This is a genomic window from Paraburkholderia fungorum (assembly GCF_046026025.1).
Lineage (GTDB): Bacteria > Pseudomonadota > Gammaproteobacteria > Burkholderiales > Burkholderiaceae > Paraburkholderia > Paraburkholderia fungorum_E.
In genome coordinates this window covers 254,116-280,346 of the sequence record NZ_JAQQFL010000001.1, presented here as the reverse complement: position 1 = coordinate 280,346, position 26,231 = coordinate 254,116, and the positions used below count along the sequence as shown (strand labels likewise).

26 protein-coding genes are annotated in these 26,231 nt (G+C 60.8%); 9 read left to right on the top strand and 17 right to left on the bottom strand.

Annotated features, from left to right (window positions below; genetic code table 11):
* Positions 1–84: 84 nt before the first annotated feature.
* Genes PQR67_RS01275 through PQR67_RS01265 form a run of 3 tightly spaced genes read right to left on the bottom strand, consistent with a single transcriptional unit; the run spans position 85 to position 1,253 of the window.
* Positions 85–402: a hypothetical protein gene (locus PQR67_RS01275; RefSeq protein WP_408453359.1), complete on the bottom strand. Its 318-nt coding sequence runs from the start codon at positions 400–402 to the stop codon at positions 85–87.
* Positions 399–1,028, bottom strand: a complete 630-nt coding sequence (locus tag PQR67_RS01270) for a type VI secretion system amidase effector protein Tae4 (protein WP_408453356.1) — start codon at positions 1,026–1,028, stop codon at positions 399–401. Before PQR67_RS01270 ends, PQR67_RS01275 begins: the two co-directional genes overlap by 4 nt.
* Before the next feature lie 3 nt (positions 1,029–1,031).
* On the bottom strand, positions 1,032–1,253 hold the full coding sequence (locus PQR67_RS01265; RefSeq protein ID WP_408453353.1) for a hypothetical protein: 222 nt from the start codon (positions 1,251–1,253) through the stop codon (positions 1,032–1,034).
* Between the two features lie 424 nt (positions 1,254–1,677).
* Here PQR67_RS01265 and PQR67_RS01260 point away from each other — a divergent pair, with 424 nt between their 5' ends.
* From PQR67_RS01260 to PQR67_RS01250, 3 genes are all read left to right on the top strand, one after another.
* Entirely contained in the window at positions 1,678–2,226 is a 549-nt protein-coding gene (locus tag PQR67_RS01260) for a PAAR domain-containing protein (protein WP_408453350.1), read from the top strand.
* 168 nt (positions 2,227–2,394) lie between these two features.
* On the top strand, positions 2,395–2,745 hold the full coding sequence (locus PQR67_RS01255; protein WP_408453347.1) for a T6SS effector amidase Tae4 family protein: 351 nt from the start codon (positions 2,395–2,397) through the stop codon (positions 2,743–2,745).
* The gene (locus PQR67_RS01250) at positions 2,742–2,966 is read left to right on the top strand and encodes a hypothetical protein (protein ID WP_408453344.1); all 225 of its coding nucleotides are present in this window, start codon (positions 2,742–2,744) and stop codon (positions 2,964–2,966) included. Before PQR67_RS01255 ends, PQR67_RS01250 begins: the two co-directional genes overlap by 4 nt.
* Positions 2,967–3,340: 374 nt before the next feature.
* Here the strand turns inward: PQR67_RS01250 and PQR67_RS01245 are convergent, their stop codons facing one another.
* The 7 genes from PQR67_RS01245 to PQR67_RS01215 all read right to left on the bottom strand — a co-directional run bounded on the left by PQR67_RS01245 (position 3,341) and on the right by PQR67_RS01215 (position 11,439).
* On the bottom strand, positions 3,341–4,078 hold the full coding sequence (locus PQR67_RS01245) for an SDR family oxidoreductase (protein ID WP_408453341.1): 738 nt from the start codon (positions 4,076–4,078) through the stop codon (positions 3,341–3,343).
* Complete coding sequence (locus tag PQR67_RS01240; protein ID WP_408453338.1) at positions 4,075–5,619, bottom strand: FGGY-family carbohydrate kinase; 1,545 nt, start codon at positions 5,617–5,619, stop codon at positions 4,075–4,077. Before PQR67_RS01240 ends, PQR67_RS01245 begins: the two co-directional genes overlap by 4 nt.
* Before the next feature lie 51 nt (positions 5,620–5,670).
* Complete coding sequence (locus PQR67_RS01235) at positions 5,671–6,765, bottom strand: alcohol dehydrogenase catalytic domain-containing protein (RefSeq protein ID WP_408453335.1); 1,095 nt, start codon at positions 6,763–6,765, stop codon at positions 5,671–5,673.
* 34 nt (positions 6,766–6,799) lie between these two features.
* On the bottom strand, positions 6,800–7,807 hold the full coding sequence (locus tag PQR67_RS01230; protein WP_408453332.1) for an ABC transporter permease: 1,008 nt from the start codon (positions 7,805–7,807) through the stop codon (positions 6,800–6,802).
* Entirely contained in the window at positions 7,794–9,314 is a 1,521-nt protein-coding gene (locus PQR67_RS01225) for a sugar ABC transporter ATP-binding protein (RefSeq protein ID WP_408453329.1), read from the bottom strand. Before PQR67_RS01225 ends, PQR67_RS01230 begins: the two co-directional genes overlap by 14 nt.
* A gap of 62 nt (positions 9,315–9,376) precedes the next feature.
* Positions 9,377–10,330 (bottom strand): ABC transporter substrate-binding protein, encoded by a 954-nt coding sequence (locus PQR67_RS01220; protein ID WP_408453326.1) that lies wholly within the window; start codon positions 10,328–10,330, stop codon positions 9,377–9,379.
* A 125-nt stretch (positions 10,331–10,455) separates the two neighbouring features.
* Positions 10,456–11,439, bottom strand: coding sequence for an AraC family transcriptional regulator (locus PQR67_RS01215; protein WP_408453323.1), 984 nt, complete (start codon positions 11,437–11,439; stop codon positions 10,456–10,458).
* Between the two features lie 398 nt (positions 11,440–11,837).
* Here PQR67_RS01215 and dalD point away from each other — a divergent pair, with 398 nt between their 5' ends.
* The 3 genes from dalD to PQR67_RS01200 all read left to right on the top strand — a co-directional run bounded on the left by dalD (position 11,838) and on the right by PQR67_RS01200 (position 15,880).
* Positions 11,838–13,250, top strand: a complete 1,413-nt coding sequence (gene dalD, locus PQR67_RS01210; RefSeq protein ID WP_408453320.1) for a D-arabinitol 4-dehydrogenase — start codon at positions 11,838–11,840, stop codon at positions 13,248–13,250.
* A 122-nt stretch (positions 13,251–13,372) separates the two neighbouring features.
* Positions 13,373–14,854 carry a xylulokinase gene (xylB, locus tag PQR67_RS01205; RefSeq protein WP_408453317.1) on the top strand — a complete coding sequence of 494 codons (1,482 nt, stop codon included), beginning with the start codon at positions 13,373–13,375 and terminating at the stop codon, positions 14,852–14,854.
* A gap of 78 nt (positions 14,855–14,932) precedes the next feature.
* Positions 14,933–15,880, top strand: a complete 948-nt coding sequence (locus PQR67_RS01200; protein ID WP_408453314.1) for a sugar-binding transcriptional regulator — start codon at positions 14,933–14,935, stop codon at positions 15,878–15,880.
* A gap of 165 nt (positions 15,881–16,045) precedes the next feature.
* Here the strand turns inward: PQR67_RS01200 and PQR67_RS01195 are convergent, their stop codons facing one another.
* The 6 genes from PQR67_RS01195 to PQR67_RS01170 form a co-directional block, all read right to left on the bottom strand.
* Positions 16,046–17,155, bottom strand: a complete 1,110-nt coding sequence (locus PQR67_RS01195; protein ID WP_120349339.1) for an ABC transporter ATP-binding protein — start codon at positions 17,153–17,155, stop codon at positions 16,046–16,048.
* 92 nt (positions 17,156–17,247) lie between these two features.
* Positions 17,248–17,949, bottom strand: a complete 702-nt coding sequence (locus tag PQR67_RS01190; RefSeq protein ID WP_408453311.1) for an HAD family hydrolase — start codon at positions 17,947–17,949, stop codon at positions 17,248–17,250.
* Positions 17,946–18,830: a carbohydrate ABC transporter permease gene (locus PQR67_RS01185; RefSeq protein WP_408453308.1), complete on the bottom strand. Its 885-nt coding sequence runs from the start codon at positions 18,828–18,830 to the stop codon at positions 17,946–17,948. The genes PQR67_RS01190 and PQR67_RS01185 overlap by 4 nt, the downstream gene beginning before the upstream one ends.
* A complete protein-coding gene (locus PQR67_RS01180; RefSeq protein ID WP_408453305.1) occupies positions 18,827–19,762 on the bottom strand; it encodes a carbohydrate ABC transporter permease in 936 nt (311 codons plus the stop codon). The genes PQR67_RS01185 and PQR67_RS01180 overlap by 4 nt, the downstream gene beginning before the upstream one ends.
* A 233-nt stretch (positions 19,763–19,995) precedes the next feature.
* The gene (locus PQR67_RS01175) at positions 19,996–21,318 is read right to left on the bottom strand and encodes an ABC transporter substrate-binding protein (RefSeq protein ID WP_408453302.1); all 1,323 of its coding nucleotides are present in this window, start codon (positions 21,316–21,318) and stop codon (positions 19,996–19,998) included.
* A gap of 110 nt (positions 21,319–21,428) precedes the next feature.
* A complete protein-coding gene (locus PQR67_RS01170; RefSeq protein WP_408453299.1) occupies positions 21,429–22,211 on the bottom strand; it encodes an L-iditol 2-dehydrogenase in 783 nt (260 codons plus the stop codon).
* Positions 22,212–22,646: 435 nt separating this feature from the next.
* Here PQR67_RS01170 and PQR67_RS01165 point away from each other — a divergent pair, with 435 nt between their 5' ends.
* Genes PQR67_RS01165 through PQR67_RS01155 form a run of 3 tightly spaced genes read left to right on the top strand, consistent with a single transcriptional unit; the run spans position 22,647 to position 25,352 of the window.
* Entirely contained in the window at positions 22,647–23,621 is a 975-nt protein-coding gene (locus tag PQR67_RS01165; RefSeq protein WP_408453296.1) for a metal ABC transporter solute-binding protein, read from the top strand.
* The gene (locus tag PQR67_RS01160; protein WP_408453294.1) at positions 23,618–24,577 is read left to right on the top strand and encodes an ABC transporter ATP-binding protein; all 960 of its coding nucleotides are present in this window, start codon (positions 23,618–23,620) and stop codon (positions 24,575–24,577) included. Before PQR67_RS01165 ends, PQR67_RS01160 begins: the two co-directional genes overlap by 4 nt.
* Positions 24,570–25,352 carry a metal ABC transporter permease gene (locus tag PQR67_RS01155; protein ID WP_408453291.1) on the top strand — a complete coding sequence of 261 codons (783 nt, stop codon included), beginning with the start codon at positions 24,570–24,572 and terminating at the stop codon, positions 25,350–25,352. Before PQR67_RS01160 ends, PQR67_RS01155 begins: the two co-directional genes overlap by 8 nt.
* A gap of 23 nt (positions 25,353–25,375) precedes the next feature.
* Here the strand turns inward: PQR67_RS01155 and fghA are convergent, their stop codons facing one another.
* Positions 25,376–26,227: an S-formylglutathione hydrolase gene (gene fghA, locus PQR67_RS01150; RefSeq protein ID WP_408453288.1), complete on the bottom strand. Its 852-nt coding sequence runs from the start codon at positions 26,225–26,227 to the stop codon at positions 25,376–25,378.
* Positions 26,228–26,231: the final 4 nt, after the last annotated feature.

Here is a 26,231-nt window from a genome sequence, read left to right as displayed (position 1 = left end):
AAACGCAGACCAATCGGTTGCTTTCACATAGGCAACACCAGCCTTGCGTCGAATATGCGCCTGCTTCTGATTGGCACGCGCTGTTTATGCAGAAGCGTATCCGTACAAATATAAACCGACGATACCAAAGGTGGCAGTTGCAAAATATGCAGCCCACCTTCGTACGCGCCAGCGTTTCCATGCAATTGCGTTCAAAGAACCCAACAGCAAGGAAGGACCAAAAATATAAGCAAAAAGCCCTGCCATCGCCCACCACTGTGCTGCACATTTACCCAGCTCATGGCAACCTTCAACGACGCGATTCGATTTCGGCCATTGAATATGGCTAAACATGTAGAGACAGAACCATGTCAAAAATGCCCCAAAGATCACACCAGCGAAGCTAACGACAGCTCGTCTCACCTGATCTCCCAGAAGAGAATACTCTTCGACCTGCTTAGGTCTGAGTAGCTCAGTTCGCCCAACACGTTCGCTCCCTGTCGAAAAGAAGCCACACCGAGAAACCGGCCAATAGTAGCGAATCCGTCGGGCACACTACTGATGGTCAGCCGCTTGCCATTCCAGAGATCGATATGACCGCCGCTTGCCTCCGCCGCACCTTCTCCTGCACGGGACCAATATCGCGAGAACTGGATGATACCTGTCCGTCCTTTGACCTTCGCTTCCCAGTCCGCGCCCGTAATACTCTCTGCCTTAGGCAGGCCGGCAAACGGACGCAGGTTCAGCCATTCACCGAGTTCATCGGCACGCGTGGCAGTGGCCTTACCATCAAGCAATATTCGCCCAATCGTCGGTGCACCGGAGAGCGGTTTCACGAGTTTTTCTGAAAACGACTTCATTTCAATACCGACACGGTGGAACATCACGCTCATACGAATTGCACATTGATCTTTGTATTTTGGATCATCATACGGTTTGCCCGTCGGGTAGTTGTCCCATAGTTCCCGGAACGTTAGTACCTTCAGTTCCACCAACTTGATTGAGCCAGGCGTCGAATTCGTTCTCACCACAGTTTTCATGTTCGGCATTGCTTAGACTCCAACCCGTCTCGCAACGGCTTCATCCTTGGCATGAACCTTATAGTTGACGGCATCCTGCTTCTCGAAACGAGATAAGCCGTCGTCGACATCGGTACTGTCAGAGCCATCGATAATCGATCCGACTGTTGGCGTCACTATCCGTCCGCCTCGTCCTGCGTGTGAACCGATGGTTGCGAACAGATCGGCCGCTCCGTTGACTGTTGTGTTTGCCACGAGTCCGTCTCCCACTGAGTTGAACAAACTTACCCGTAGAGACTGGGGCTTTCTTGCAGGGTGAGAAATCAGTCATGCTCGAAAAATGCGTGCGGCAATTCTGAATTCATGTAAGGTTCAGACGCTTCAACGTCGGAGCCTCCTGAGCACATCGAGTGTTTTCCTTCAAGCATCGGACACGGGTCGGGTCGGCAAATCGGACTAGAAACCTCATTCACATGCCGCATGCATGACATTGTTATTTTCGGAGTCGTCTTATAGAGATTGAATTCAAATGCGGCGAGTCTCCGCCAAATGGTTTTTTCAACCACCAGCAGGAGACAGCACATGAAGGACAAGGACCGTGAAGAAGCAAAATATCCGCTCGCGACAATCGGCTCACTAGCGGGAAAAGACGGAAGCCGGAGCAGCGGGAGGCATAACCATGCGTAAAGCGGCAGTACGAGACGGTGACTCAACGACGACGGGCGGTCGTGTTATGGGTTCCTCAACGGGGTATACCGACCACGGCAAAAAGCTTGCACTAGATGGTGACGTCGCGACGTGCGGCAACTGCAAGGGACTGCACAGGATCTTCGGAGCCGGTAAGGGAATTTCCGACAGAGGGCGTAACGTTGTTGTTGATGGTGATTCGGTACTCTGTCCGTGTGGAAAGAACCGGGTAATCGTCGGTAGCAATCCGGGGTATTTTCTCAATTCGGATCCCGGCTCATCGAGTGCGCGCAATGCCGCTGTGGCAGTTGAATCGGCGTCTTCTTCTCTCGCAAGCGGTACGTTTGACGAACAGGTCCGCATTGCCGCTCGAGGCATCCCTCTCAAAGGCTATCCGTACTTCATCGAAATAGCGGATGGTCGAACTTCATACGGTCGAACCGATGCGAACGGCAACCTGCCCCGCATCGAGACACAGGAAGCCAACGACTACACGATCTATTGGGGCGATGCCGCCTTTGCGAAACAACAGGGAATCTGACAATGCCGAACAAACCGACTGTGGTTCGAACCAATTCGACACCGGGTTCTGTCAAGGTCGTAGAATTTAAAGCGGTCACGTTCTCTGAATTCTGGACGGACTACCCCAAAAACGAGTCGTGCATAAACCCGTCAAAAGTGTTGATTTCATGGACACTCGCCTTCTCACATGTCTCGAGCGAAGGAAGTAGCCGAGTGGCTAAATCGGCGCCCGTTTGCTGGTTGTCCCGTTGCGGAGACTGTAACCGGTAGAGACTGGCAGACACATGTGAAAGGCAGAACAGGTATTATTTTCTTCGGCAGCTACTGGCGTCGCTCTCTCAAAGAGCGCAACCCTTCGGGCGATCATATCGACTTGTGGAACGGAGAACGGCTAACGCCAAGTACGGAAACCACCTTAAGGTTCGACATTTGGATTCCGAAGCTATGGAATCCGCTGTCTGTCATCGGTGTCGGGCCGGAGAATCTGTTTTCTAATCTCGCGGACGCAAAGCAGATCTCCTTCTGGGAAATAGCATGAAAACAGCAATGCTCGTCCTTGCACTATTCGTCAGCGGGGCTATCGTCGGTGGTTTGATTGGACTGTCCCTCGCCTTGCCACATTCGACAGTCGAATGTGGCGACGAGTGCGGCGTGCGCGCTTTGGTTTTCGCCCTTCGCTGTGCATTGGCCGGTGCTTTCGTGCTTGCACTCGCTGGCTGGATCATCGCCAAAGTGCGCCGTTTGAGCCACCAGAGTTAGTCCCGGCGGAAGTCGAATGAATAGACGTTTCTTTACAACGGCTTGTTTCGGCCTTCTCGGTTTCGCGAGCGTACTTGCGTGGGGCGCTATCGACGTCAGATTGTGCGAGGCTTATCCAAGCTACTACCGACCGAAACCCGGCGTGTGCGGCGGCATTGACGTATGCAGTAGTGACGCGCACATGATCGTAGGTCTTGCACTGCTCGTGCTCGGGCCGCCCTTTTTATTCGCAATCCTCGGTTACCAGTTGAGCAGGAAAAATGTGAGCGCCCGGCAGCTATTCTTGTGCGCTCTTTTAGCCATTGTCATTGATTGGTCGCTCACGCTCGTTGGCACGCGAGTCGTGCCGTTGTAGGCCAAACGCACAACCCCCATCACCTCGCCGTATACCCCCCATCAATCGGCAAACAAACCCCACTAATCATCGAAGCCGCATCGCTCAACAAAAACATGATCGGTGCGGCAACCTCAGCGGACTCCGCGAAGCGGTGCAACGGAATCGCCTTCAAAGCCGGATCTCGCTTCGCAGGATCACTCCACGCCTGCACCGCCATCGGCGTTAGCGTCACCGTCGGGTTCACACTATTCACCCGAATTCCGAAAGGTCCGAGTTCGACACACAAAGCCCGCGTAACAGCATCCAGCGCCGCTTTGGAAGCCGAATAACTCAGATGATCATCCAGCGCCACAAGCGCGGCCTGACTGGAAACATTCACGATGCTGCCGGCGCGCTTCGCTTCGATCATCCCGCGAGCCACATGCTTGGCAACCAACACCGCTCCACGCGCATTCACCCCCATCACGCGATCGAAACTGGCACCAGTCGTATCCACCGCACGCTCAAGCAAAGCGATCCCCGCACAGTTCACGAGTCCATCGAATGCATCGAGCGAACCTAATGCCTCATCAATAGCCGCTTCATCGCCCACATCCAGCATCAAAGGCTCGCATCCTGTTTCCTCAGCCAGGCGCGCGAGCTCATTCACATTCCGCGCCGCAGCGACCACACTCGCACCGGATGCGCACAACGCTTCCACCGTCGCGCGTCCAATTCCACTCGACGCGCCGGTCACAAGAATCGAGCGGCCAGAAAAATCAAAAGTAGCATTCATGATGTCTGCAACCGATGCATGACCGGTTTCAACGCCGGATACAAATCCGTATAAACACCGAACCGCTGCTCGTACATCGCCATCCGCTGCGCGTTCGGCTCCGCACGTTCAATCAGCGTGACCCATCCACTCTGCGCCTCTTCACGCGACACGAGACCGACGCCGACACCGGCCAGCAACGCCGCGCCCATTGCCGCCTCCACGTCCTGCTCGATCGTATAGACCGGATAGCCGGTAATGTCCGCAATGATCTGCATCCAGAGATCGGAATGCGCTGCACCGCCCACCACGATCAACTTGTCATCGAGCGACTGCGCGCCTTTACGTCCCGCCTCGATGTTGTGTTTCAACGCGAACGACACGCCCTCCAACACCGCGCGATACAGATGCGCCCGCGTGTGAAACAGGCTCAATCCGACAAACGCGCCGCTCGCCTTCGCATCCCACACGGGGCTTCGTTCGCCCATCAAATACGGCAGGAAAATCACGCCATCCGAGCCCGCCGGGACTTGTGACGCACTCTCTTCAAGCAACCGATGCGGATCCCCATCCGGCATCGCGCGCGCCGCCTCGGTCTCCGCATGGCAGAACTGCTCGCGATACCACGTCACCGAAGCACCCGCCGTAATCGCACCGCCAAACACATAAATATCGCGCTGACCGTTGAACACATGCGGCATGCTGATCAGACCATGCCGCGCATCGACGGTCTGATTGATATATCCCCAGCACATACTCGTGCCGATCATGGCAACGTGTTGCCCCGCGCGCGTGACGCCCGCGGCAAACGTCGCCACCGCGGCATCCACGCCGCCCGCGACAATCGCCGTGCCCGCCTCCAACCCAAGCTGCCCGGTCCACTGCGACAACAATCCACCCACCACGTCCGACGATTCCACCAACCGTTCCGGCATCATCGTTGCAGGGATACCGAGCATGTCGAGCGCTTCATCCGACCAGTCGCGCTTGCCGATGTCGTAAATGCCACCGATATTCCCCGCCGAACTGTGATCGACGGCGACCTCACCCGTCAGCATATAAATCACATAAGCATTCGGCGGCAGGAAGTAACGCGTGTGCGCCCACACATCCGGCTCATGATCGCGCAACCACAACATCTTCGTGTAGCCGTAATAGCTGTCCACACCGTTGCCCGTAATGGCATACAAGCGCTCGAGATCGATGTTTGCACGCACCCATTCGACCTGATCGGTCGCCCGCCGGTCCATCCAGATCAGGCAGGGATAAAGCGGCCGCATCTCGCTGTCGACGGGAATCCCCGAGCCGCCATACAAGCTGCTCACGCACAGAGCCTTAATCGACTTCGCCGCGACGCCCGCCTCCTTCCCTTTATCGACGCACGCGGCGATGCATTCCACCACCGCCTTCAACCACACCGCCGGCCATTGCTCGGCCCATAGCGGCTTGGGCGTATCCGGCTGATAGCTCGACGCATGCTGCGCGACGATCGCGCCGTGCTGATCGACCAGCAGCGCCTTGGTGCTCTGCGTGCCGATATCGACGCCGATGACGTAGTCCATACAGTCTCCGTTTATGTGCCGCTCGTCCACGACCTGCGTCGCGCTCGATCGTCAGGCCCGCGGCTTCAACAACACCTTGATCGAATCGAGCGAGTTGGCGACCTTGATCGCTTCATCCCATTCTTCCAGCGAAAAACCGTGCGTGACAATGCCCTTCGACGTCACGAGCCCACGCGCCAGCAAATCGATCGCAATCGGATAACAGTATGGCCCGAGATGCGCGCCGCGTACATCAAGCTCCTTACGGTCGCCGATCACCGACCAGTCCAGCGTCGTCTCCTCACCAAACACCGAAAACTCGACAAAGCGCCCCAGCTTGCGGATCATCTCCATGCCCTGGTTGACGCCGATCGGTGCGCCGGTCGTTTCGATGTAGACGTCGCAACCGTAGCCGTCCGTCAGTGAATGAATAGTCGCCAGCGCGTCGTCCTGTTTCGGATTGATCGTTACGTCCGCGCCGTATTCGCGCGCGAGTGCCAGACGCTCCTCAACCAGATCGATCACGACAAGCTTCTTCGGTGTTTTCAGGTGCGCGACTTGCGTCATCATCAAGCCAAGCGGGCCCGCGCCCGCGATCACGACCACATCGTCGAGTTGCAGGTCGCCACGGTTCACCGTGTGGATCGCACATGCGAGCGGTTCGATGATCGCCGCGTCTTCGAGCGAGATGCCGTCGGGAATCTTGTGGACGATTGCCGTCGGCGGAATACGCATGTACTCGGCCATGCCACCGTCCGCGACTTCGCGCTGGAAGCCGAAGATGTTGTGCACTTCGCACATCCAGTACTGGCCGGATTTGCAATAGCGGCACTTGCCGCACGGCACGATCTGTTCGGCGATCACGCGGTCACCGATCTTCACGCCGAAATGATCGGCCGCGCCCTCCCCGATTTCCTCGACAAAACCGAAGAACTCGTGCCCCGGAATCACCGGCGCTTTGACCCACGGGCTCGGTCCGCCCCAGAACATCTTCGCGCCCGAATGGCATTTGCAATCGCTCGCGCAGATACCGCACGCGGCGATGCGAATCACCAGTTCATGCGCCCGCGCCTTGGGTCTGGATACCTGTTCGACGCGATAGTCTTTCGGCGCGTGGCAAACGATCGCCGTCATGTTTTTCTTATCGGATTGCGTGGATTGAGTCATTGCATGGTCCTGCTAAAAAGAGGTCGTTTGAGAGTTACTTTCTGCGGTCGCGGCTGATGTAGATCGCCAGCAAAATAATTCCGCCCTTGATCACGTTCTGCACATACGGATTCACGCCGACCATGTTCAGCCCATTGTTCAACACGCCCAGCAGCAACGCACCGATCAAGGTTCCGATGATCGAACCACGTCCGCCGGAGATCGATGTACCGCCCATCACCACGGCGGCAATGGCGTCGAGTTCGAAGCCGACACCCGCGTTCGGCTGGCCGCTCATCAGACGTGCAGTCAACACAATGGCGGCGAAAGCGGAGGTCAAACCGGCAAGCGTGTAGACAATCAGCTTCACGCGCGCCACGCGCACGCCCGAAAGACGCGTCGCCTGCTCGTTGCCGCCAATCGCATACACGTAGCGGCCAAACGGCATGCGTTCGAGCAACACCCAGGCAATGGCGTAGATCACCACCATGATCACGACCGGCGCCTGGACACCGAGGATCTTGCCGCTGCCGAAGAAGCTGACCCAGTCCGGCAGACCGTCGATCGGATAGCCACCCGTATAGATCAGTGCAAGACCACGCGCGATCCCCATAGTCGCAAGCGTGACGATGATCGGTGGCATGCCGGCGAACGCGACGAAGAAACCGTTCGCGGCGCCAAAACCCAATCCGACCGCTATGCCAACCGCCAACGCGGCCACCGCGTTCATTCCAGCGACCATCAGACCCGCGGCAAGCGTGCCCGACAAAGCCATCACCGAGCCAACCGACAGGTCGATGCCGCCAGTCAGAATCACGCACGTCATCCCGACGGCGATGATCGCGTTGATCGACACCTGGCGCAGCACGTTCTCGATGTTCGCGGCGGAGAGGAAGCTGTCGCTCGCGAACACCATCACGATGCACACCACCAGCAGACCGATAAACGGATAGAACAGCGTCGAGCGCTTCAACGCGGCCCACGTAAAGCGCACCGGCGCGCCCGGCGTGTCCCCACTGACGGTCGACGTTTTCGGCGATGAAGAAGGATTAGGCGTGTTCATGAGTTGCTCCACGGGTGCCGGCTGTGGCATAGGTCATCACAGCGTTCGAGTCGATCTGATCGCCTTCGAGCATGGCTTCGATGCGGCCCTGCCGGAACACGGCGACGCGGTCGCACATGCCGACAATCTCCGGCAGTTCGGACGAGATCATGATGATCGAGTAGCCGCGCGCCGTGAGTTCGCGCATCAGCAGATAGATTTCGGCTTTGGCGCCGACGTCGATACCGCGCGTCGGTTCGTCGAAGATGAGAATGTTGGTGTGGTGATTCAGCCAGCGCGCGATCACCACCTTTTGCTGATTGCCGCCGGAGAGGGTGGCGACTTCGGTGTGCATCGTCGGGGCTTTCACGCCGACGCGTTTCATGATGTCCGCCGTGGCGCGCGCTTCGCTGCGCTGGTCGATGAAGAAACGCAGCGAGCGGTATTTGCCGAGGTTGTTGATCGAGATGTTCTGCTTGATCGAGAAATCGGTGATCAGGCCTTCGGTCTTGCGGCTCTCCGGCAGAATGCCGACGCCGGCGCGCAACGCATCGGCGGGATCGGACAGTTTCGCCGCCGTGCCGTTGATACGGATCTCTTTCACGTAAGCCGGGTCTGCGCCGATCACGGCCAGCGCGGTTTCCGTGCGGCCCGAACCGACCAGTCCCGCGAAGCCGAGAATCTCGCCTTCGCGCAGCGTGAAGCGCAGCACCGGGCTGTCTTTGAGCAACTGCAACTTCTCGACGTCGAGCACGATCTTCGCATCGGCACGCAGCGGTGGTTTCGGTGGAAAGCTGTTTTCGATGCGGCGCCCCACCATCATTTCCACAAGATGGTTCACATCGGATTGCGCGACTTCCGTCATGCCGACGTACTGGCCGTCGCGCAACACCGTAATGCGGTCGCACACCTCAAAGATCTCTTCCAGATGGTGCGAAATAAAAATCATCGCGACACCCTGCTTCTTCAGATCGCGCATGATCGTGAACAGATGCTCGGCTTCGGCCGGTGTTAGCGTGGCGGTCGGCTCATCCAGAATCAGAATGCGCGCTTCTAAAGACAACGCTTTGCCGATTTCAACAAACTGCTGTTGCGCGACCGACAATTCGCGAATCGGCACCGATGGATCGATCGCCACGCCCAGTCGCTGAAAAATAGCGGCGGCCGCGCGCCGCATCTTGCCGCGTTCGAGCAGACCCAACCCGTTCTTCAGCTCACGGCCGAGAAACATATTTTCCACCGCGTTCAGATACGGAATCAGGCTGAATTCCTGAAACACGATACCGACGCCCGCAGCAACCGCGTCGTGGTAATTCGTGAAGTGGCGCGCCTCGCCCGCGATCGTGATCGTGCCTTCATCCGGCTGATAGATGCCGCACAGGATCTTCATCAACGTCGACTTGCCTGCGCCGTTTTCGCCGAGCAAGGCGTGGATCTCACCGCGTGCAATTTCCAGATGAATGCCTTGCAGCGCTTTCACACCGGGAAAACTTTTGGTGATGTTGTCGAGCTTGAGTATCGTGTCCATCGGGTGCTCCTCTACTGCTCGCCGCCGTGTTCATCGAAGAAGCATAGCGACGAGCATTTGGCTTACCAGCTAAAACCCTTGGCATTGCTCTTGTCGATCATCTTCACGTCGACCGGAATGGTTTTCGGCACATTGGCGCCCCACTTCTTCGCGAGCGCAATGCCGAGCGCGATCCGCACCTGGTCGGCCGGGAATTGCGCGGACGTTTCGATGAACTTCGAGTTCGGTTTCTGGATCGCGGCAATCGCTTCCGGCGCGCCGTCGACGCTGGTCAGCTTGATGTCCTTACCCGACGATTCGATCGCCGAGAGTGCGCCCATCGAGCCGCCGTCGTTCACGCTGAATACGCCCTTCAGATTCGGATGGGCCTGAATCATGTTTTCGGTCACAGACAACGCCGTCGCGCGTTCCTGCTTGCCGTTCTGCGTGTCCACGAGTTTGATGCCCGGCACTTTCGCGAGCGCCGCCTTGCAGCCGCGGACACGTTCGAGAATCGGCACCACCGGAATACCGTCGAGAATCGCCACTTCGCCGCTGCCGCCAATTGCCTTCGCCAGATAGTCACAGGCCATCTCACCCGCGTCGAAATTCTTGGAACCGACAAAAGAATCCACCGGGCCGTTCGCATTCGCATCCACTGCGACCACCACCACGCCCGCTTTCTTCGCCGACGTCACCGCCGATTGAATGCCGGTCGAGTCGGTCGGATTCACGAGCAGGATGTCGATCTTCTTTTGCAGCATGTCTTCAACGTCGCTGACCTGCTTGCTGACGTCGTGATGCGCGTCGGTCACCACCACCGTCGCGCCGATCGACGCAGCCGCATCGTTCAGCGCCTTTTGCATCGTCACGAAGTACGGGTTGTTCAGTTCCTGAAACGTCATGCCGATCTTGAGCGGCGCGGCCTGTGCTGCCGGCGCGGCGATGAATGAAAAACCGAACGCGAGCGTCGCAAGAGCGGCCGTGCTGCGCACAAAGGTTTTCAGCGATACCTGCTTCGAAGTGGATTGCGTCATGGTTGTCTCCGTTATTAAAACTAGTCGATGAAGTGAGCACGTCCCTCACGCTGTCCGCAGACAGCGCGATAGGTGTTGAAACGCGGGATGAATTGAAACGCTTTGGGCCTAAGCGTTAGCTGGGACTACGTCGGTGGATACGCAGCCGCCGCGGCGGTGCGCGGCAAATCGGGTGCAAGCACGATCGCGGGCGCATTGTCGATGCCCGCGCCGCGCGCGGCGGCTTCTTCGGAGGCGTCGCGGCTCGCGTCGTTCAGTTGCTGATAGCGGCGAAATTTCGAAGGCGCCATGCCTTTGACCGCGAGAAACTGCCGGTTGAAATTCGACAGATTGTTGAAGCCCGCCTTGAAGCAGATATCGGTGACGCTCAGTTCATCGTCCGTCAGCAGTTGGCAGGCGAGATTGATACGCATGCGGTTCACGTACTGCACGAACGGCAACCCCGTATGCCGGCGAAAGTAACGCGAGAACGCACTTACGCTTTGCCCGGCCAGTTGCGCGAGATCCGATTCGCGCAGATCGTTGGACAGATTCTTGCCGATATAGGAGAGCGCGTGATTGATGCGCGTCGAGGCGAAACCGGTCGGGTCAGCCTGATAGGCGGGACTCGCGAGCGTCTCGCGATCCTCGGCGTTCATCAGGATCTCGAGCATCGACATGAACAGCACAAGACGGCGCAGTCCGCGCGCGGCCAGCAATTCGAGGAACAACGGCTGGATCGCCGCGCTCGTTTGCGGACCGAACGACACACCGCGACGCGAATCGGCAAGCAGCGTCTCGACCTGGTGCCACTCCGGAAAACTGCCCATGCAACTCGACACGAACTCCTGCCCGAATTGCACGACCAGATTGCGCTGTGCAATCGACTCGCCCTCCGGCACGTCGCTCACCCAGTTGTGCGGCAGGTTCGGCCCCATCAACACGAGGTTGCCGGGCACAAAGCTGCTGATATGGTCGCCGACGAACATCTTGCCGGTTGTCGCCACGATCAGATGGATTTCGTATTCCGGATGAAAGTGCCAGCGCACCGTACGATACGGATAGCCGTGCGACCACACTTTGAAGGATTCGTCGCGCCGTACGGCGACGACTTCCAGATCGGGTTGCATTCGCGTCTTCCTCCATGAAGCGGCGTGTTGCGGGTGCCGCTGAACTTCGTCTTGTATAGCGAAAAGTAGCCCTCTAAAGCCCGATCCACCACTAAAAATCAAACCGCGGACCGATACTTTTTTGCATTCGGGTTAGTCCTGGCGCGGCGAGCGTCAAATTTGATGCAATGCAATACGCGCCGTGACACGCGTCCGACATACGTCCCGCAACGCGCAGGCACCTCGCGAATCGCACCGAAAGTCCCGCCGCGCCGCGCTGCGCCACGAAAAGCCGTTGATGTCGCCTTGACATTCGATTCGCCGGGTACGATCATTCGCTCACAGACAGAGCAAATGCTCCAACCCAAGAAAAAACGCAGGCTTCGAGCCGTGCGAGCGAAGACATTCAGGAGACGCACATGAATAGCGGACAAGGCAGCGGCGCGGCCGCACACGTGATCCTGCACATCGGCGCGGGATCGTTTCATCGCGCGCATCAGGCGTGGTATCTCCATCGGCTGAACGAGGCGAACGTGGCGGGCGAACCGCATTGGTCGCTAACGGTCGGCAATATCCGCAACGATATGAACGCGGTGCTCGACGCGCTTGCCGCGCAAAACGGCGTCTATACGCTCGAGACCGTCACGCCGCAGGGCGAGCGCGCGTACGAGACGATTCGCTCGATCGACCGGGTCCTGCCGTGGACCGAGAGTCTCGATGCGCTGATCGAGGCAGGCGCCGATCCGGCCTGCAAGATCATTGCGTTCACCGTCACCGAAGGCGGTTATTACCTCGACGAACACGATGAACTCGACACAGCCAACGCGGATCTCGCGGTCGATCTGAACGGCGGTCACGTCACGATTTACGGCGCACTCGCAGCCATTCTCGACGCCCGTATGAAGCGTGGCGGCGGCCCGGTCACGCTGCAAACCTGCGATAACCTGCGCAGCAACGGCGAGCGTTTTCATGCGGGAATGAGCGAGTTTCTCGAACGGCGCGGCGCGAACGATCTGGCGCAATGGTTCGACGACAACACGGCGTGCCCGAGTTCGATGGTCGATCGCATCACACCGCGTCCCACGCCCGACGTGCGCGAACGCGTCAAAGCCGCCACGGGTGTCGACGATGCCTGCCCGGTGATGGGTGAATCCTTCATCCAGTGGGTGATCGAAGACCGCTTTATCGCCGGACGCCCCGCGTGGGAAAAGGTCGGCGCTGAACTGGTCGACTCGGTGCTGCCGTACGAGGAAGCGAAGATCCGCATCCTCAATGCCACGCATAGCTGCATTGCGTGGGCGGGCACGTTGGTCGGACTGAACTACATTCATGAAGGCACACTCGATCCGGACATCAACAAATTCGCCTTCGATTACGTGACCGAAGACGTGATTCCGTGCCTCACGCCGAGCCCGCTCGATCTCGAACGCTATCGCGACGTGGTGCTCGAACGTTTCGGCAATCCCTACATCCAGGACACCAACCAGCGGGTCGCGGCCGATGGCTTTTCGAAGCTGCCCGGTTTTATCGCACCGACACTCGCCGAATGCTTCGAACGCGGCGTCACGCCTGCGGCGACGGCGATGTTGCCGGCGCTATTCTTCCGCTTCCTCGAACGGTGGAACGCCGGCACCTTGCCGTATGCGTATCAGGATGGCGTGATGGACGAGCGCGTCGCGCGCGGCTTCTTTAGCGCGCCCGATCCGTTGCAGGCGTTCGCCGCAGACCGCCTGCTCTGGGGCGGCATGGCGCAGACGCCGGCGCTCGAATCGGCGTTGGCGGGCGCGCTGGCGCGTGTCGACGTATGGCTGGCGAAGCGCGGCGCCGCTTGAACCGCGCTATAGCGAACGACATGCGCCACACGAACCACGCCGGTGCCAGGCTTAATGCGCATGGCACCGCTCGCCCTATGCGGCTAAAGTAGCGCATCCCTAACGACGAAGGTTTCGCGCCCATGTATCTCGGCATCGACCTCGGCACGTCCGAAGTGAAAGTCCTGCTGCTCGCCTCCGATGGACGCGTGATCGGCACCGCGGGCTCACCCTTTACCGTTTCGCGTCCGCATCAGCGCTGGGCCGAACAGAATCCCGCAGACTGGTGGGCCGGCACGCGCGCGGCGCTGGCCGCGTTGCGCGCTAAACATCCGGACGAGTTCGCGCAGATTCGCGGCATCGGCCTCTCGGGGCAGATGCACGGGGCCGTGCTGCTGGATGCGGAGAACCGCGTGTTGCGGCCCGCGATCCTGTGGAACGACATGCGCAGCGATAAGGAATGCGCCGAGCTGACCGAGCGCGCGCCAGAGTTGCATAGCGTGGCGGGCAATCTCGCGATGCCGGGTTTCACCGCGCCCAAGCTGCTATGGGTTGCGCGCCACGAGCCGGAAATCTTCGCGCAGACGGCCTGCGTGCTGCTGCCGAAGGACTACCTGCGCCTGCAACTGACGGGCGGCAAGGTGTCCGATCCATCGGATGCGGCGGGCACGTTGTGGCTCGACGTCGCCAAACGCGATTGGTCCGACTCGCTGCTGGCCGCCTGCAACATGACGCGCGCGCAGATGCCCAGCTTGTGCGAAGGCAGCGCGCCGTCCGGCACCCTGCTGCCGGCTGTGGCGCGCGAGTTCGGTTTGAGCGACGGCGTGATCGTCGCGGCCGGCGGTGGCGACAACGCGACGAGCGCGATCGGCATCGGCGCGACGCAACCGGGCGATGGCTTCGTTTCGCTCGGCACCTCCGGCGTGTTGTGCGTAGTCGGCGACAGTTTCCGGCCGAACCCCGCTTCCGCGGTGCACGCGTTCTGTCACGCGATTCCGGATCGCTGGCATCAGATGAGCGTGGTGCTGTCGGCGGCCAGTTGTTTGCGCTGGGTCTGCAAGCTCACCTCAACCGACGAACCTACGTTGCTCGCCGAAATCGAAGCGCTGCCAGCGGAAGCATTGGCGAGCGCGCCGCTGTTTCTGCCTTATCTCTCCGGTGAACGCACGCCGCACAACGACCCGTATGCGCAAGGCGTGTTCTTCGGCATGAATCACGCGACCGATCGCGCGTTGCTCGGCTACGCGGTGCTCGAAGGTGTGACGCTGGCACTCACCGACGGCCTCGACGCCTTGCGCGCGGCCGGCACCGAAGCGAAGGCGTTGTCCCTGCTCGGCGGCGGCGCGCGCAGCGACTACTGGGCACAACTGCTCGCGGACGCGCTCGACACCACCACCCGCAAGCACGGCGGCGGCGAAACCGGCGCGGCGCTCGGCGCCGCACGTCTGGGCTGGCTGGCCGCGGGCGGCGACCCGGCCAGGGTGCTGACCAAGCCGCCGATCGAAAAGGAGTTCACGCCGAACCCGCAGCGCCACGCCGAACTGCGCAACCGGCTCGAAGCGTATCGCGCGCTCTACCGCCACGTGCGGCCGCTGTTCGACTCCGCGCGGCAACCGCTCGCCTAACCGGCAAACCGCGGCCGGGTCCCGTTGAGACGCGGGCACCGGCTGCTATCATCGGCGCACCTCAAGCGAACCGTCACCGTGCCCAAGTCCACAGAAAAATTAGATCTTGCTACCCGCGCCGCGTGGCTTTACTACGTCGCCGGCAATACCCAGAACGAGATCGCCGAGAAACTCCAGGTGTCACGCCCGGTCGCGCAGCGGCTGGTCGCCTTCGCGGTGGAGAAGAACCTGATTCGCGTGCGCGTCGATCACAAACTGGCTGATTGCCTTGCGCTCGCCGACCAGCTCTCGAAGCGCTACGGTCTGAGCATGTGCGAAGTCGTACCGATCGACAGCGACACATCGGAAGAAGTCGACCGCAAGCTGGCGGTGGCCGGCGCGCAGGTCATGGAACGCTATCTCGTCGAAGAAAAACCGATGGTGGTCGCGGTGGGCAGCGGCCGTACGCTGAAAGCCGCGGTCGATCAGATCGCGCAACTGGAGCGTCCGCAGCATCGGTTGGTATCAATGGTCGGGGCGATCGCCTCGGACGGCTCCTCGAACCGCTACGACGTCGCGCTGCACATTTCGGAGAAGACCGGTGGCAAGCATTTTCTGCTGCCCGCGCCCTTGCTCGCCGATAGCGAGGCCGAACGTGCGCAGTGGTGCAATCACCGGCTTTACCGGATCGTCGAATCGCTCTTGGCCAAGGCGGATGTCGCCTTCGTCGGGGTCGGCAATATCGGGCCGAAATGTCCGTTGCACGAAGACGGTTTCATCACCTCCGCGGAGGTGAAGGAGTTGATGCAGAACAGTGCGGTGGCCGAAATGCTCGGCCTGCCGATCGATGCAGCCGGTGCGCACGTCGAATCGTCGACCGGCCGCCGCGTCACCAGTATCGCGCTCGATTCTCCGCCGAATCGACCCACCATCGGCTTTGCCGGCGGCGAGCGCAAGCGCGAAGCGCTGATCGCGGTGCTCAAAGGCGGCTGGTTGTCGGGACTGGTGACCGACGAGTTGTGCGCGCGGGCGGCGCTCGAAGCCTGAAGGCGGCGCACCAAGACGGCCCGCCCGCGCGCGAACCTGTCGCGACGCGTTGCCCAACGCTGGCGTCGCTCAAAACCCACGCCATGGTGGCTTATCCAGAACGAGCTCACAGGAAAGCGGCGCGCCCGCCGCTTTCCCATTCATTCACTGGCTCATTTCATTAACTTAAGCAGCCAGCACTTCGACGATCTTCCGCTGGAACGCTTTCCCTTCGCTGTCGAACAGATGGCAATGCTCAGGCGTGGCGCCGAGCCGTTGCGTTTCGCCTTTGCTATGGCGTTCGAGCGGCGGAATCCGCGCAATCAGGCCATCCGGCGCCACGCTCGATTCGGCATACAGATACGCCGCGTCGCCGAGCGATTCGACCGCCATGGTTTTCGCCGACACGCCGTCGTCGGCCATACCCACGTGCAGATGCTCCGGACGAATGCCGACGGTGACCTTGTCGCCCTGCTTCACCGCGCCCGGCTCGACAGCGACACGCTGCGTCTCGCCGGTTTCGTAGCGCACCGTGACGCCGTCATGCGTGACCGATTGCACGACGCCTTCCATGAAATTCATCTTCGGCGAACCGATAAAACCGGCGACGAAACGATTGGCCGGCGCGTGATACAGCATGGTCGGGCTGCCGACCTGCTCCACATTGCCCGCCGACAGCACGACGATCTTGTCGGCCAGCGTCATGGCTTCGACCTGATCGTGCGTCACGTAGATCATCGTGGTCTTCAGTTCGTCGTGCAAACGCGCGAATTCGAGGCGCATCTTTACGCGCAACGCGGCGTCGAGATTCGACAGCGGTTCGTCGAACAGAAACACTTTCGGCTTACGCGTAATCGCGCGGCCGATTGCAACACGCTGGCGCTGACCGCCCGATAGTTGCTTCGGCTTGCGATCTAGCAGATGGTCGATGTGCAGAATCTTCGCCGCATTGCGCACGGCGGCATCGATCTCCGGCTTCTTGGTGCCGGCCAGTTTCAGACCGAACGCCATGTTGTCGTACAGCGTCATGTGCGGATACAGCGCGTACGACTGAAACACCATCGCGATGCCGCGCTTGGCGGGCGGCACGTCGTTCACGCGTGCGTTGTCGATGGTCAGATCGCCGTCGGTGATGTCCTCGAGGCCGGCGATCATCCGCATCAACGTCGATTTACCGCAACCGCTCGGACCCACGAACACAACGAATTCGCCGTCCAGAATGTCGAGGTTGATGTCACGCATGACCTCGTTGTCGTCGTAGGCTTTTCTGATGTTGCGCAGAGTTACGCTTGCCATGATGTGTCTCCGTGTATTGCTCTTGCTGCGTTAATTCGTTTATCCAGGTGCTGTGCCAGATACAGTGCCGAATACGGTGCCAACGCGGGCGCTCACGGCGCCGCTGCCGTCGCGCTCAGCGTCCATTGCGCGACCAGTTCCGGCAACTGCAGCATGTCGTCGAAAACGTGACGCGCGCCGGCCGCATGTAATGCGTCGATCTGCGCGTCACTCGCATGACCGCCGCCGATGAAACCCAGCACCGTCATACCCGCCGCATTCGCCGCCGTCACGCCCGTCACACTGTCTTCCACTACAAGGCAGGCGGACGGCGCGAGGCCGAGACCACGCGCTGCAGCAAGATAGACATCCGGCGCGGGCTTCGGATTCGGCACCGCATCGGCGCAGAACAGCCGATTGCCGAAGAACTTCACGAGGCCCGTGCGCGCCAGCACGTTCTCCACATATGGCCGGAAACTGTTGCTCGCGCATGCCTTGGTGAGCGGCACCTGCGCCAGCGCGGCCTCGATTCCAACCACAGCCGGCGCCTGCATGGCCGCCGCTTCCACGGCGCGGCGAATCGCGTCGACATCCTCAGCGGCGAGGCTCTTGCCCAGTTGCGCCGCCGTGTCTTGCAGTACCTTTTCGATGCGCAAGCCGAGCAGCGGCAGCACCACCGGTTCGACATCGGCATCGGGCCAGCGCGCTTCGAGTTCGTGAACCAGCATGGCCGCCGCCACGGCTTCGCTGTCGATCAGCACGCCGTCGCAATCGCAGATCAAGGCAAACTGACCTACATTCGTGCTTGCCGTCATTTGACCGCCCCGAACGTAAGACCGCGTACCAGTTGCTTCTGCGACAGCCAGCCGACGATCAGGATCGGTGCGACCGCGAGCAGCGACGCCGCGGAGAGCTTCGCCCAGAACAAACCTTCAGGACTCGAATACGACGCGATGAATACGGTCAGCGGCGCGGCGTTCGAACTCGAGAGGTTGATGCTCCAGAACGCTTCGTTCCACGACAGGATCACCAGCAACAGCGCAGTGGAGGCGAGCCCCGGCAACGACATCGGCATCAGCAGATAGACGATTTCCTGCCACGTGGCCGCGCCGTCGATCCGTCCGGCTTCAAGAATGTCGCGCGGAATTTCAGCGAAGTACGTGAACGACATCCACACTGCAATCGGCAGGTTGATCAGCGTGTAGACAATGACCAGACCCGACACGGTATCGAGCAAGCCGCTGTTCTTCCACAGCAGATAGATCGGCACCAGCACGCCGACCGACGGCATCATCTTGGTCGACAGCATCCACAGCAGCACTTTCTGCGTGCGGCGCGTCGGAAAGAAGGCCATCGCGTACGCGGCCGGCACGGCAAGCAGCAGGCACAGCACCGTGACACCCAACGAGATCAGAATCGAATTCCACGCGAACGAAAAGTAGTTACTGCGCGCGAACACCTCGCGGAAGCTATCGAGCGTCGGGATGAAAAACAGCGATGACGAATACGCCTGCTGCTCCGTCTTGAATGCCGTGATCGTCATCCAGAAGATCGGGAAGAACAGCAGCAGCGCGACCAGCCATGCAATCACGCCGGGAATGCCGCGGCGAATCGCGTCGAAGGGCGATTTGGTCGACACATGAACGGACACTGCAGCGGTCGTGGTGGACGCCGGTGTAGAGGTAACGTGGCTCATTTTTCGTACTCCCCTTTCAGGTTCTTCGCGAGCATCCGCACGAGGAAGAACGACACGATGTTAGCCAGCACCACAGCCAGAATGCCGCCTGCCGAAGCAAGGCCGACGTCGAACTGTTGCAGACCCAGCGAATAGATCAGGTACGACAGATTGGTGGTCGCGGTGCCCGGACCGCCGCCCGTGGTCGTATAGATTTCGGCGAAGATCGACAGCAGGAAAATCGTCTCCATCATCACCACCACCGCGATCGCCCGTTTCAGGTGAGGCAGCGTGATGTAGAAGAACATCGAAAACGGACCCGCGCCGTCGATGCGCGCCGCTTCCTTCTGCTCCTGATCGAGCGACTGGATTGCGGTGAACAGAATCAGGAACGCAAACGGCAGCCACTGCCACGCGACGATCATGATTACGGCTGTCAGCGGATAGTCGGCGAACCAGTCGATCGGTTGCATGCCGAGCGCGCGCATGCCCTGGGCGATCAGGCCATACACCGGGTGCAGGATCATGTTCTTCCAGATCAGCGCGCTGACCGTGGGCATCACGAAGAACGGCGCGATTGCCAGCAACCGCGCGACGCCCTGCCCGTAGAACTTACGGTCGAACAGGATCGCCATCAACACACCGCCGACCACCGTGATCACCAGCACCGAGATAATCAGTTCGAGCGTGTGCCCGATTGACGGCCCGAATGATGGATCGGTGGCAAGGTACTTGTAGTTGTCGAATCCGGCGAAGCCTTTGAGATCCGGATTCAGCAGGTTGTAACGCGAGAACGAAAACCAGATCGTCATCGCCAATGGAATAGCCATCCACAGCACGAGCACCGCGACCGAGGGCGACACAAGCCAGCGGGCGGAATTGGCTTTGCGGGTTTCGCGTTCTTTTTCTGTCTGGGGATGGGCATGCATGAGAGGTAGGCGCAGAGGACGCATGATTGACCACCTGTTCGGTAAAGCGCGGGCTGCCCGGCGAAGACACCGCCTTAGCTGCATCATTCACCGCGACGCCAGGCGATGTCGCGGCGCGTGAATGGCGAATAATCAGCAAATAAGCGGCAATTAAATGACGAGGACAACCCGCTGTGCTGCGTGGGCCGGCTGACGGGCGTCAGCCGGCGCGTTTCACATTACGTCGCAGTACCTGGCTTCAGTACTGATGTTGCAGCTTACTTCTGATAACCGGCCTGCTGCACGGCGCGATTCGCCGTTGCCTGCCCGGCTGCCAGCGCCTGATCGATCGTCATCTGACCGGCAACCGCGCCGGAGATGCTCTGACCGACCACGGTGCCGAACGACTGGAACTCAGGGATACCGACGAACTGCACGCCGGTGTACGGCACCGGCTTGAGTGTCGGATGATCCGGATCCGCCGTTTCGATTGCCTTCAGCACGAACTCGCCGAACGGCGCTGCCTGCTTGTATTCAGGACGCGCGTAGGTCGATTGACGCGTTCCAGGCGGCACCGAGGCCCAGCCTTCGTCCTTCGCGACCAGTTCGATGTACTGCTTCGAGGTGGCCCATGCGATGAACTTCTTCGCCGCCTCAGTCTGCTTCGACGACTTCGGAATCGCCAGTGCCCACGCCCACAGCCAATGCGAGCCCTTCGGCGTGACGGCGATCGGCGCTGCCGCAAAGCCCACCTTGTCGGCGATCTGCGACTGCTGCTTGTTGTAGAGCATGCCGGCGGCGACGGTGGCGTCGATCCACATCGCGCACTTGCCCGAGGACATCAGCGTGAGGTTTTCGTTGAAACCGTTCGAACTCGCTCCCGGAGGGCCGTCTTTCTTCAACAGATCGACGTAGAACGTGATGGCCTTCTTCCATTCCGGCGAGGTGAGTTGCGCTTGCCACTTTTCGTCGAACCAGCGGCCGCCGAAGGTGTTCACCACCGTCGTCGCGTATGCCATGTTTTCGCCCCAGCCGGCCTTGCCGCGCAGGCAGATGCCGTACATGCCGTTGGCCTTGTCGGTGAGCTTGTCGGCGAATTGTGCAATCTGCTCATAGGTCGGCTGATCGGGCATTTTCAGGCCCTTGGCCGCGAACAGGTCCTTGCGGTAATACGTCATCGAGCTTTCGACGTAGAACGGCAACGCGTACAACTGGCCGCCGCTCGAGAGACCGTCGCGGGCCGTCTTCACGACGTCGTTCAGATCGTAATCGGCGGGCAGGCCCGTGAGCGGCGTAAGCCAGCCGCGCTTGCCCCATTGCGGTGTTTCGTACGCGCCGATCGTCATCACGTCGAACTGGCCGCTGCCGGTCGTGATGTCGGTGGTGGCGCGTTGGCGCAGCACATTTTCTTCGAGAATCACCCAGTTGAGCTTGATGTCCGGATTGGCCTGCTCGAAAGCGGGCGAGAGCTTTTTCAGCTCGATCATGTCCGGATTGTTCAACGTGGCAATGGTCACCGTCGCCGCCGACGCGCTCAGCGCAAAGCACGCCAGAGCGCCGGCACTGAGCGCCTTCAGCGCGGATTGAGTAGCTGGTTTCATGTGTTGTCTCCTTTCTCGTACGTTATGTAGTGCTGCGTTTGTTCTACGAAAATGACGAAGGGTGAAGCGGATCGGTCAAGCCGGTTCGGCTCATCCACACTGCTGTCCGCTCAGCTCATCCAGTTCCCACCGTCCACGTTCAGGGTCTGCGCGGTGATGTAGTCGGCGTCCGCCGACGCGAGAAACAGGGCAGCGCCGGTCAGATCGTCCGGCACACCCATACGGCCGAGCGGCACCGCCTCACCGACCAGGCGCTTCTTTTCGCCGAGCGGCCGGTTTTCATAGCGGGCGAAGAGCGCGTCGACCTCTTTCCACATCGGCGTGTCGACGACGCCCGGCGCGATGCCGTTCACATTGATCTTATGCGGCGCAAGGGCGAGCGCTGCAGATTGCGTATAGCTGAGTACGGCGGCTTTGCTTGCGCAGTAGTGCGACACCAGCGCCTCACCGCGGCGGCCGGCTTGCGACGACATATTGATGATCTTGCCGCCGCGGCCCTGCTCGACCATTTTCCGGGCGACGGTTTGCATCAGGAAGAACATGCCCTTCACGTTGACCGAGAAGAGGCGGTCGAACACGTCCCAGGATTCATCGAGGAGCGGGCGCATATCGAAGAGCGCCGCGTTGTTGAACAGGATATCGACCTGGCCGAAGCGCTCCAACGTGCTCGAGAGAATGCGTTCGATGTCCTCGCGGCGCGTCACGTCGGCACTGACAGTTAATACACGGTCGCCGTACCCGGCGACGAGCGCGTCGCCAAAGCTGTCTGCCGGCTTCACATCGACCAGCACGCAACGCGCGCCTTCGTCCAGATAACGCCGGGCCACGGCCTCACCGATTCCGCTTGCCGCGCCCGTCAAAATGGCCACCTTGTCTTGCAATCGTGCCGCCACTGCCTGTCTCCGGTTCGTTTCGCTTCTTGAGGCGCGGTGAGCGAACGCTCGTTGCGCGAACAATTGCTCTGTTTGTGATCGAATGATCGGATACGGACCGGGTCATGTCAAGGCGCCCGAGCAGATTTCGATGGTGCAGCGCGGCAGGACTCGCTTGCAGCGCTGATGTGTCCGTCGCGCACGCGCTCCCCGCCTTGATCAACACGCCTGCGGAAACAGGAATTCGAAGCCGGCGCGACTGCGCTCTGTTCAAGCCGCTGCCAAAAAATCGAGATACGTTATATCATTTCGAACTCGCTCTACGCCGGGCCGCACTGTGCCGTTATTCCCAGCCACGGCCCGACGGCATACGTGCACGAGCGACTGCAAGAACACCGGAGCGTGCCGCTCCTTACGTTTGTCATTCATTCAACTCTCACGCAGCAGGAAACGACAATGAAGAAATTCGGCTCGATGTTGAACGGGGCGCGCCGTGCGCTGACGCTGTCGAAAACCGTCGCCATGGGCGCGACGGCTGCTGCCGCTTTCACGCTCAGCCATGGCGCGTTTGCCGCGGATGCGAAAATCCCGGTGGTGGCGGCGGAAAATTTTTACGGCGATGTCGTGCAGCAACTGGGCGGCGACCGCGTCGACGTCACGAGCATCCTGAGCAATCCGGATCAGGACCCGCATCTGTTCGAAGCCAGCCCGAAGACGGCGCGCGCCTTGCAGCATGCGAGCCTTGTGGTCTACAACGGCGCCGATTACGATCCGTGGATGGCGAAATTGCTGGCCGCCTCGAAGAACGCCAGGCGCACCACAATCGTTGCCGCGGATCTCGTCGGCAAGAAAGGCGGCGATAATCCGCATCTCTGGTACGACCCGGCGACCATGCCGAAAGTGGCGCGCGCGGTGAGCGAGGCGCTCGTCGCGGCTGACCCGGCGCACAAGTCGGCGTACGATGCGAACCTCGCGAAGTTTCTCGATTCGCTGAAACCCATCGACGCCAAGGTCGCCGATCTGCATGGCCGTTACGCCGGCGTGCCGGTCACGGCGACCGAGCCGGTGTTCGGCTATATGTCGGATGCGATCGGCCTCTCGATGCGCAATTTGCGCTTCCAGTTGGCGACGATGAATGACACTGAAGCAAGCGCGGGCGATATCGCCGCGTTCGAACGCGATCTGCGCGAAAAGCGCGTGCGCGTTCTGATCTATAACAGCCAGGCAACCGAGGCCCTGACCAAACGCATGTTGAAGCTCGCGCAGCAATCGAAGGTGCCGACCATGAGCGTCACCGAAACCGAACCGGCCGGCAAGACCTATCAGACGTGGATGCTGACGCAGCTTGACGCGCTTTCCACGGCACTGGCTGCGGGCGACGCGAGCGCGGCGAATGCGGCGGCCACTCCGCCCAAAGGAAAACCCCAATGACCGAGACTGGCCGCAGCACGCCAGCTAATGCATCAACCGGCGCACCGACCAGCGGACGCGCCGCCACGCCCGTGCTCGAACTCGAGCGCGTGACACTCGAACTCGGTGGCCGCACGATTCTGCGCGACACCGGCTTCGTCGTGAATCAGGGCGAATTCATCGGCGTGCTCGGGCCGAACGGCGCGGGCAAAACCACGCTGATGCGCGCCGTGCTCGGTCTCGTGCCGGCCGCGAGCGGCGCGATCCGCGTGCTGGGACAGCCGGTCGAACGCGGCAACGCGTCGATCGGTTATATGCCGCAAACGCGCAGCGCGCTGGCCGGGCGCCGCGTGCGTGGCCGCGATTTCGTCGCGATGGCGGCCGACGGACACCGCTGGGGCCTGCCCCATGCGGACAGTAAAACCCGCGCGGATGTCGAGCGGGTGCTCGATCTGGTGGGCGGCCGCCAGTTGGCCGAGCGGCCGTTATCGGAGCTGTCGGGGGGCGAGCGCCAACGTCTGCTGCTCGCGCAGTGCCTGCTCGGCAACCCCAAGCTGCTCCTCCTCGACGAACCGCTGATCAGTCTCGATCCGCATCATCAGAAAAGCGTGGTCGAACTGGTGCGGCGTGTGCAGCAGGAACTCGGCATTGCCGTGCTGTTCTCCGCACACGAACTGAATCCGCTTCTGCACGCGCTCGATCGCGTGCTGTATCTCGGCAGCGGCGTCGCCGCGCTCGGCACGGTCGATGAAGTCATTACGAGGCCGGTGCTGTCGCGCCTTTACGGTTCGCCGATCGACGTGATGCGCGTGAACGGGCGCATCTTCGTGATGTCGGGCGACGTCGAAGTCGAAAAACACGATCACGAGCACGAACACGACGAGAACGGCGGCCATAGCCACTCGCACGGGCATTCTCACGATCACGGCCACTCACACCAGTACGACTCACGCGACGGACACACGCACGATGTTTGAATACGATTTCATGGTGAACGCGTTCGCGGCGTCGGGGATCGTCGCGGTGCTGGCAGGCGTAGTGGGCTATTTTCTCGTGATGCGCGGACAGACCTTCGCGGGCCACGCGCTCTCGCACGTCGGCTTCACCGGTGCGACCGGCGCGGTGCTGATCGGCATCTCGCCGATCTGGGGGATGATCGGCTTCACGCTCGCCGCGGGCGTCGGCATGGGCGCGCTCGGCGAGCGGCTCGCCGGGCGCGATGTCGCGATTGGGGTGATCCTGTCGCTGTCGCTCGGCTTCGGCTTGCTGTTCCTGCACTTCTTCACCGCGTACGCGACCCAGGTCACCGCGCTGCTGTTCGGCAATGTGCTCGGCGTGAATGCGTCGACGCTCGGCGTGCTGGCGGGCCTGGGTGTTGTCAGTCTGCTGGCGCTCGCGGCGATCATGCGGCCGTTGCTGTTTGCTTCGTTGCAACCGGAATTGGCCGAGGCCAAGGGCGTGTCGTTGCGCAAGGTGTCGGTGCTGTTTCTCTCGATCGCCGCGCTGGCGGTGGCGGCGTGCACGCAAATTGTCGGCGTGCTGCTGGTGTTCACGCTGATGGTGGGGCCGGCCGCCGCGGCGCAGAACATGACGACGCGGCTTTCAACCGGTCTCGTGCTCGCCGCCGTGTTTGCGCTGGTGCAAGCGTGGCTGGGTCTGACGCTGGCGTTCTATACAGATTGGCCGACGAGCTTCTGGATCACCGTGCTGTCGGCGGTGGTGTATGGCGGGAGTTTATTGCGGCGGCGTTGAAGCGGTGGGTGCCCCACGGAATTTCAACCCAGCAGCACCTTCGCGTGATGCACGATGTGATCCTCGATAAAGGTCGAGATAAAGTAGTAGCCATGGTCATAGCCGGCATGACGACGCAACGTGAGCGGCTGTCCCGCGGCCTTGCAGGCCGCTTCGAACAGATCCGGATTCAGTTGCTCGGCGAGGAACTGATCCGCGAGCCCCTGATCCACCAGAATCCCTTCCTTGAACTTGCGCGATGCGCGGGCGACCAGTTCGCTCGAATCGTACTTCCGCCACCCTTCACGGTCTTCGCCGAGATACCCGCTGAACGCCTTCACGCCCCACGGGCACTGTGAGGGCGCGGCGATCGGCGCGAACGCCGACACCGACCGGTAGATCTCCGGGTTGCGCAGCGCCAGCATCAACGCGCCGTGCCCGCCCATCGAATGCCCGAAGATGCCCAGGCGGGCACCGTCCACCGGCAGATTCGCGAGCACCGTTTCGCGCAGTTCATCGCGCACATACGAGTACATCCGGTAGTGCTGCGCCCACGGCTGCTGCGTCGCGTCGACGTAAAAGCCCGCGCCCACGCCAAAGTCCCACGCCGCGCTTTCGCCCGGCACGCCCGCACCGCGCGGGCTGGTGTCCGGCGCGATCAGCGCGATGCCGTGCCGCGCGGCGAAGCGCTGCGCGCCCGCCTTGACCGGAAAGGTTTCTTCGGTGCAGGTCAGCCCGGCGAGATAGAACAGCGCGGGCACATTTGCATTGGCCTGCAAGGCGTGGGGCGGCAGATAGACCGAGAAGCGCATCGGCAGACCAACGGTCTGCGAGTCGTGACGGTAGATGCGCTGCTCGCCACCATGGCAGGCATGCGACGACAGGAGTTCAAGCATCGAC

Bases quoted from the DNA above. Each gene is read 5' to 3' on its own strand.
- PQR67_RS01270 (WP_408453356.1), bottom strand. From the start codon at position 1,028: ATGCCGAACATGAAAACTGTGGTGAGAACGAATTCGACGCCTGGCTCA.
- PQR67_RS01260 (WP_408453350.1), top strand. From the start codon at position 1,678: ATGCGTAAAGCGGCAGTACGAGACGGTGACTCAACGACGACGGGCGGT.
- PQR67_RS01255 (WP_408453347.1), top strand. From the start codon at position 2,395: ATGTCTCGAGCGAAGGAAGTAGCCGAGTGGCTAAATCGGCGCCCGTTT.
- PQR67_RS01250 (WP_408453344.1), top strand. From the start codon at position 2,742: ATGAAAACAGCAATGCTCGTCCTTGCACTATTCGTCAGCGGGGCTATC.
- PQR67_RS01245 (WP_408453341.1), bottom strand. From the start codon at position 4,078: ATGAATGCTACTTTTGATTTTTCTGGCCGCTCGATTCTTGTGACCGGC.
- PQR67_RS01240 (WP_408453338.1), bottom strand. From the start codon at position 5,619: ATGGACTACGTCATCGGCGTCGATATCGGCACGCAGAGCACCAAGGCG.
- PQR67_RS01235 (WP_408453335.1), bottom strand. From the start codon at position 6,765: ATGACTCAATCCACGCAATCCGATAAGAAAAACATGACGGCGATCGTT.
- PQR67_RS01230 (WP_408453332.1), bottom strand. From the start codon at position 7,807: ATGAACACGCCTAATCCTTCTTCATCGCCGAAAACGTCGACCGTCAGT.
- PQR67_RS01225 (WP_408453329.1), bottom strand. From the start codon at position 9,314: ATGGACACGATACTCAAGCTCGACAACATCACCAAAAGTTTTCCCGGT.
- PQR67_RS01220 (WP_408453326.1), bottom strand. From the start codon at position 10,330: ATGACGCAATCCACTTCGAAGCAGGTATCGCTGAAAACCTTTGTGCGC.
- PQR67_RS01215 (WP_408453323.1), bottom strand. From the start codon at position 11,439: ATGCAACCCGATCTGGAAGTCGTCGCCGTACGGCGCGACGAATCCTTC.
- dalD (WP_408453320.1), top strand. From the start codon at position 11,838: ATGAATAGCGGACAAGGCAGCGGCGCGGCCGCACACGTGATCCTGCAC.
- xylB (WP_408453317.1), top strand. From the start codon at position 13,373: ATGTATCTCGGCATCGACCTCGGCACGTCCGAAGTGAAAGTCCTGCTG.
- PQR67_RS01195 (WP_120349339.1), bottom strand. From the start codon at position 17,155: ATGGCAAGCGTAACTCTGCGCAACATCAGAAAAGCCTACGACGACAAC.
- PQR67_RS01190 (WP_408453311.1), bottom strand. From the start codon at position 17,949: ATGACGGCAAGCACGAATGTAGGTCAGTTTGCCTTGATCTGCGATTGC.
- PQR67_RS01185 (WP_408453308.1), bottom strand. From the start codon at position 18,830: ATGAGCCACGTTACCTCTACACCGGCGTCCACCACGACCGCTGCAGTG.
- PQR67_RS01180 (WP_408453305.1), bottom strand. From the start codon at position 19,762: ATGCGTCCTCTGCGCCTACCTCTCATGCATGCCCATCCCCAGACAGAA.
- PQR67_RS01175 (WP_408453302.1), bottom strand. From the start codon at position 21,318: ATGAAACCAGCTACTCAATCCGCGCTGAAGGCGCTCAGTGCCGGCGCT.
- PQR67_RS01165 (WP_408453296.1), top strand. From the start codon at position 22,647: ATGAAGAAATTCGGCTCGATGTTGAACGGGGCGCGCCGTGCGCTGACG.
- PQR67_RS01160 (WP_408453294.1), top strand. From the start codon at position 23,618: ATGACCGAGACTGGCCGCAGCACGCCAGCTAATGCATCAACCGGCGCA.
- PQR67_RS01155 (WP_408453291.1), top strand. From the start codon at position 24,570: ATGTTTGAATACGATTTCATGGTGAACGCGTTCGCGGCGTCGGGGATC.
- fghA (WP_408453288.1), bottom strand. From the start codon at position 26,227: ATGCTTGAACTCCTGTCGTCGCATGCCTGCCATGGTGGCGAGCAGCGC.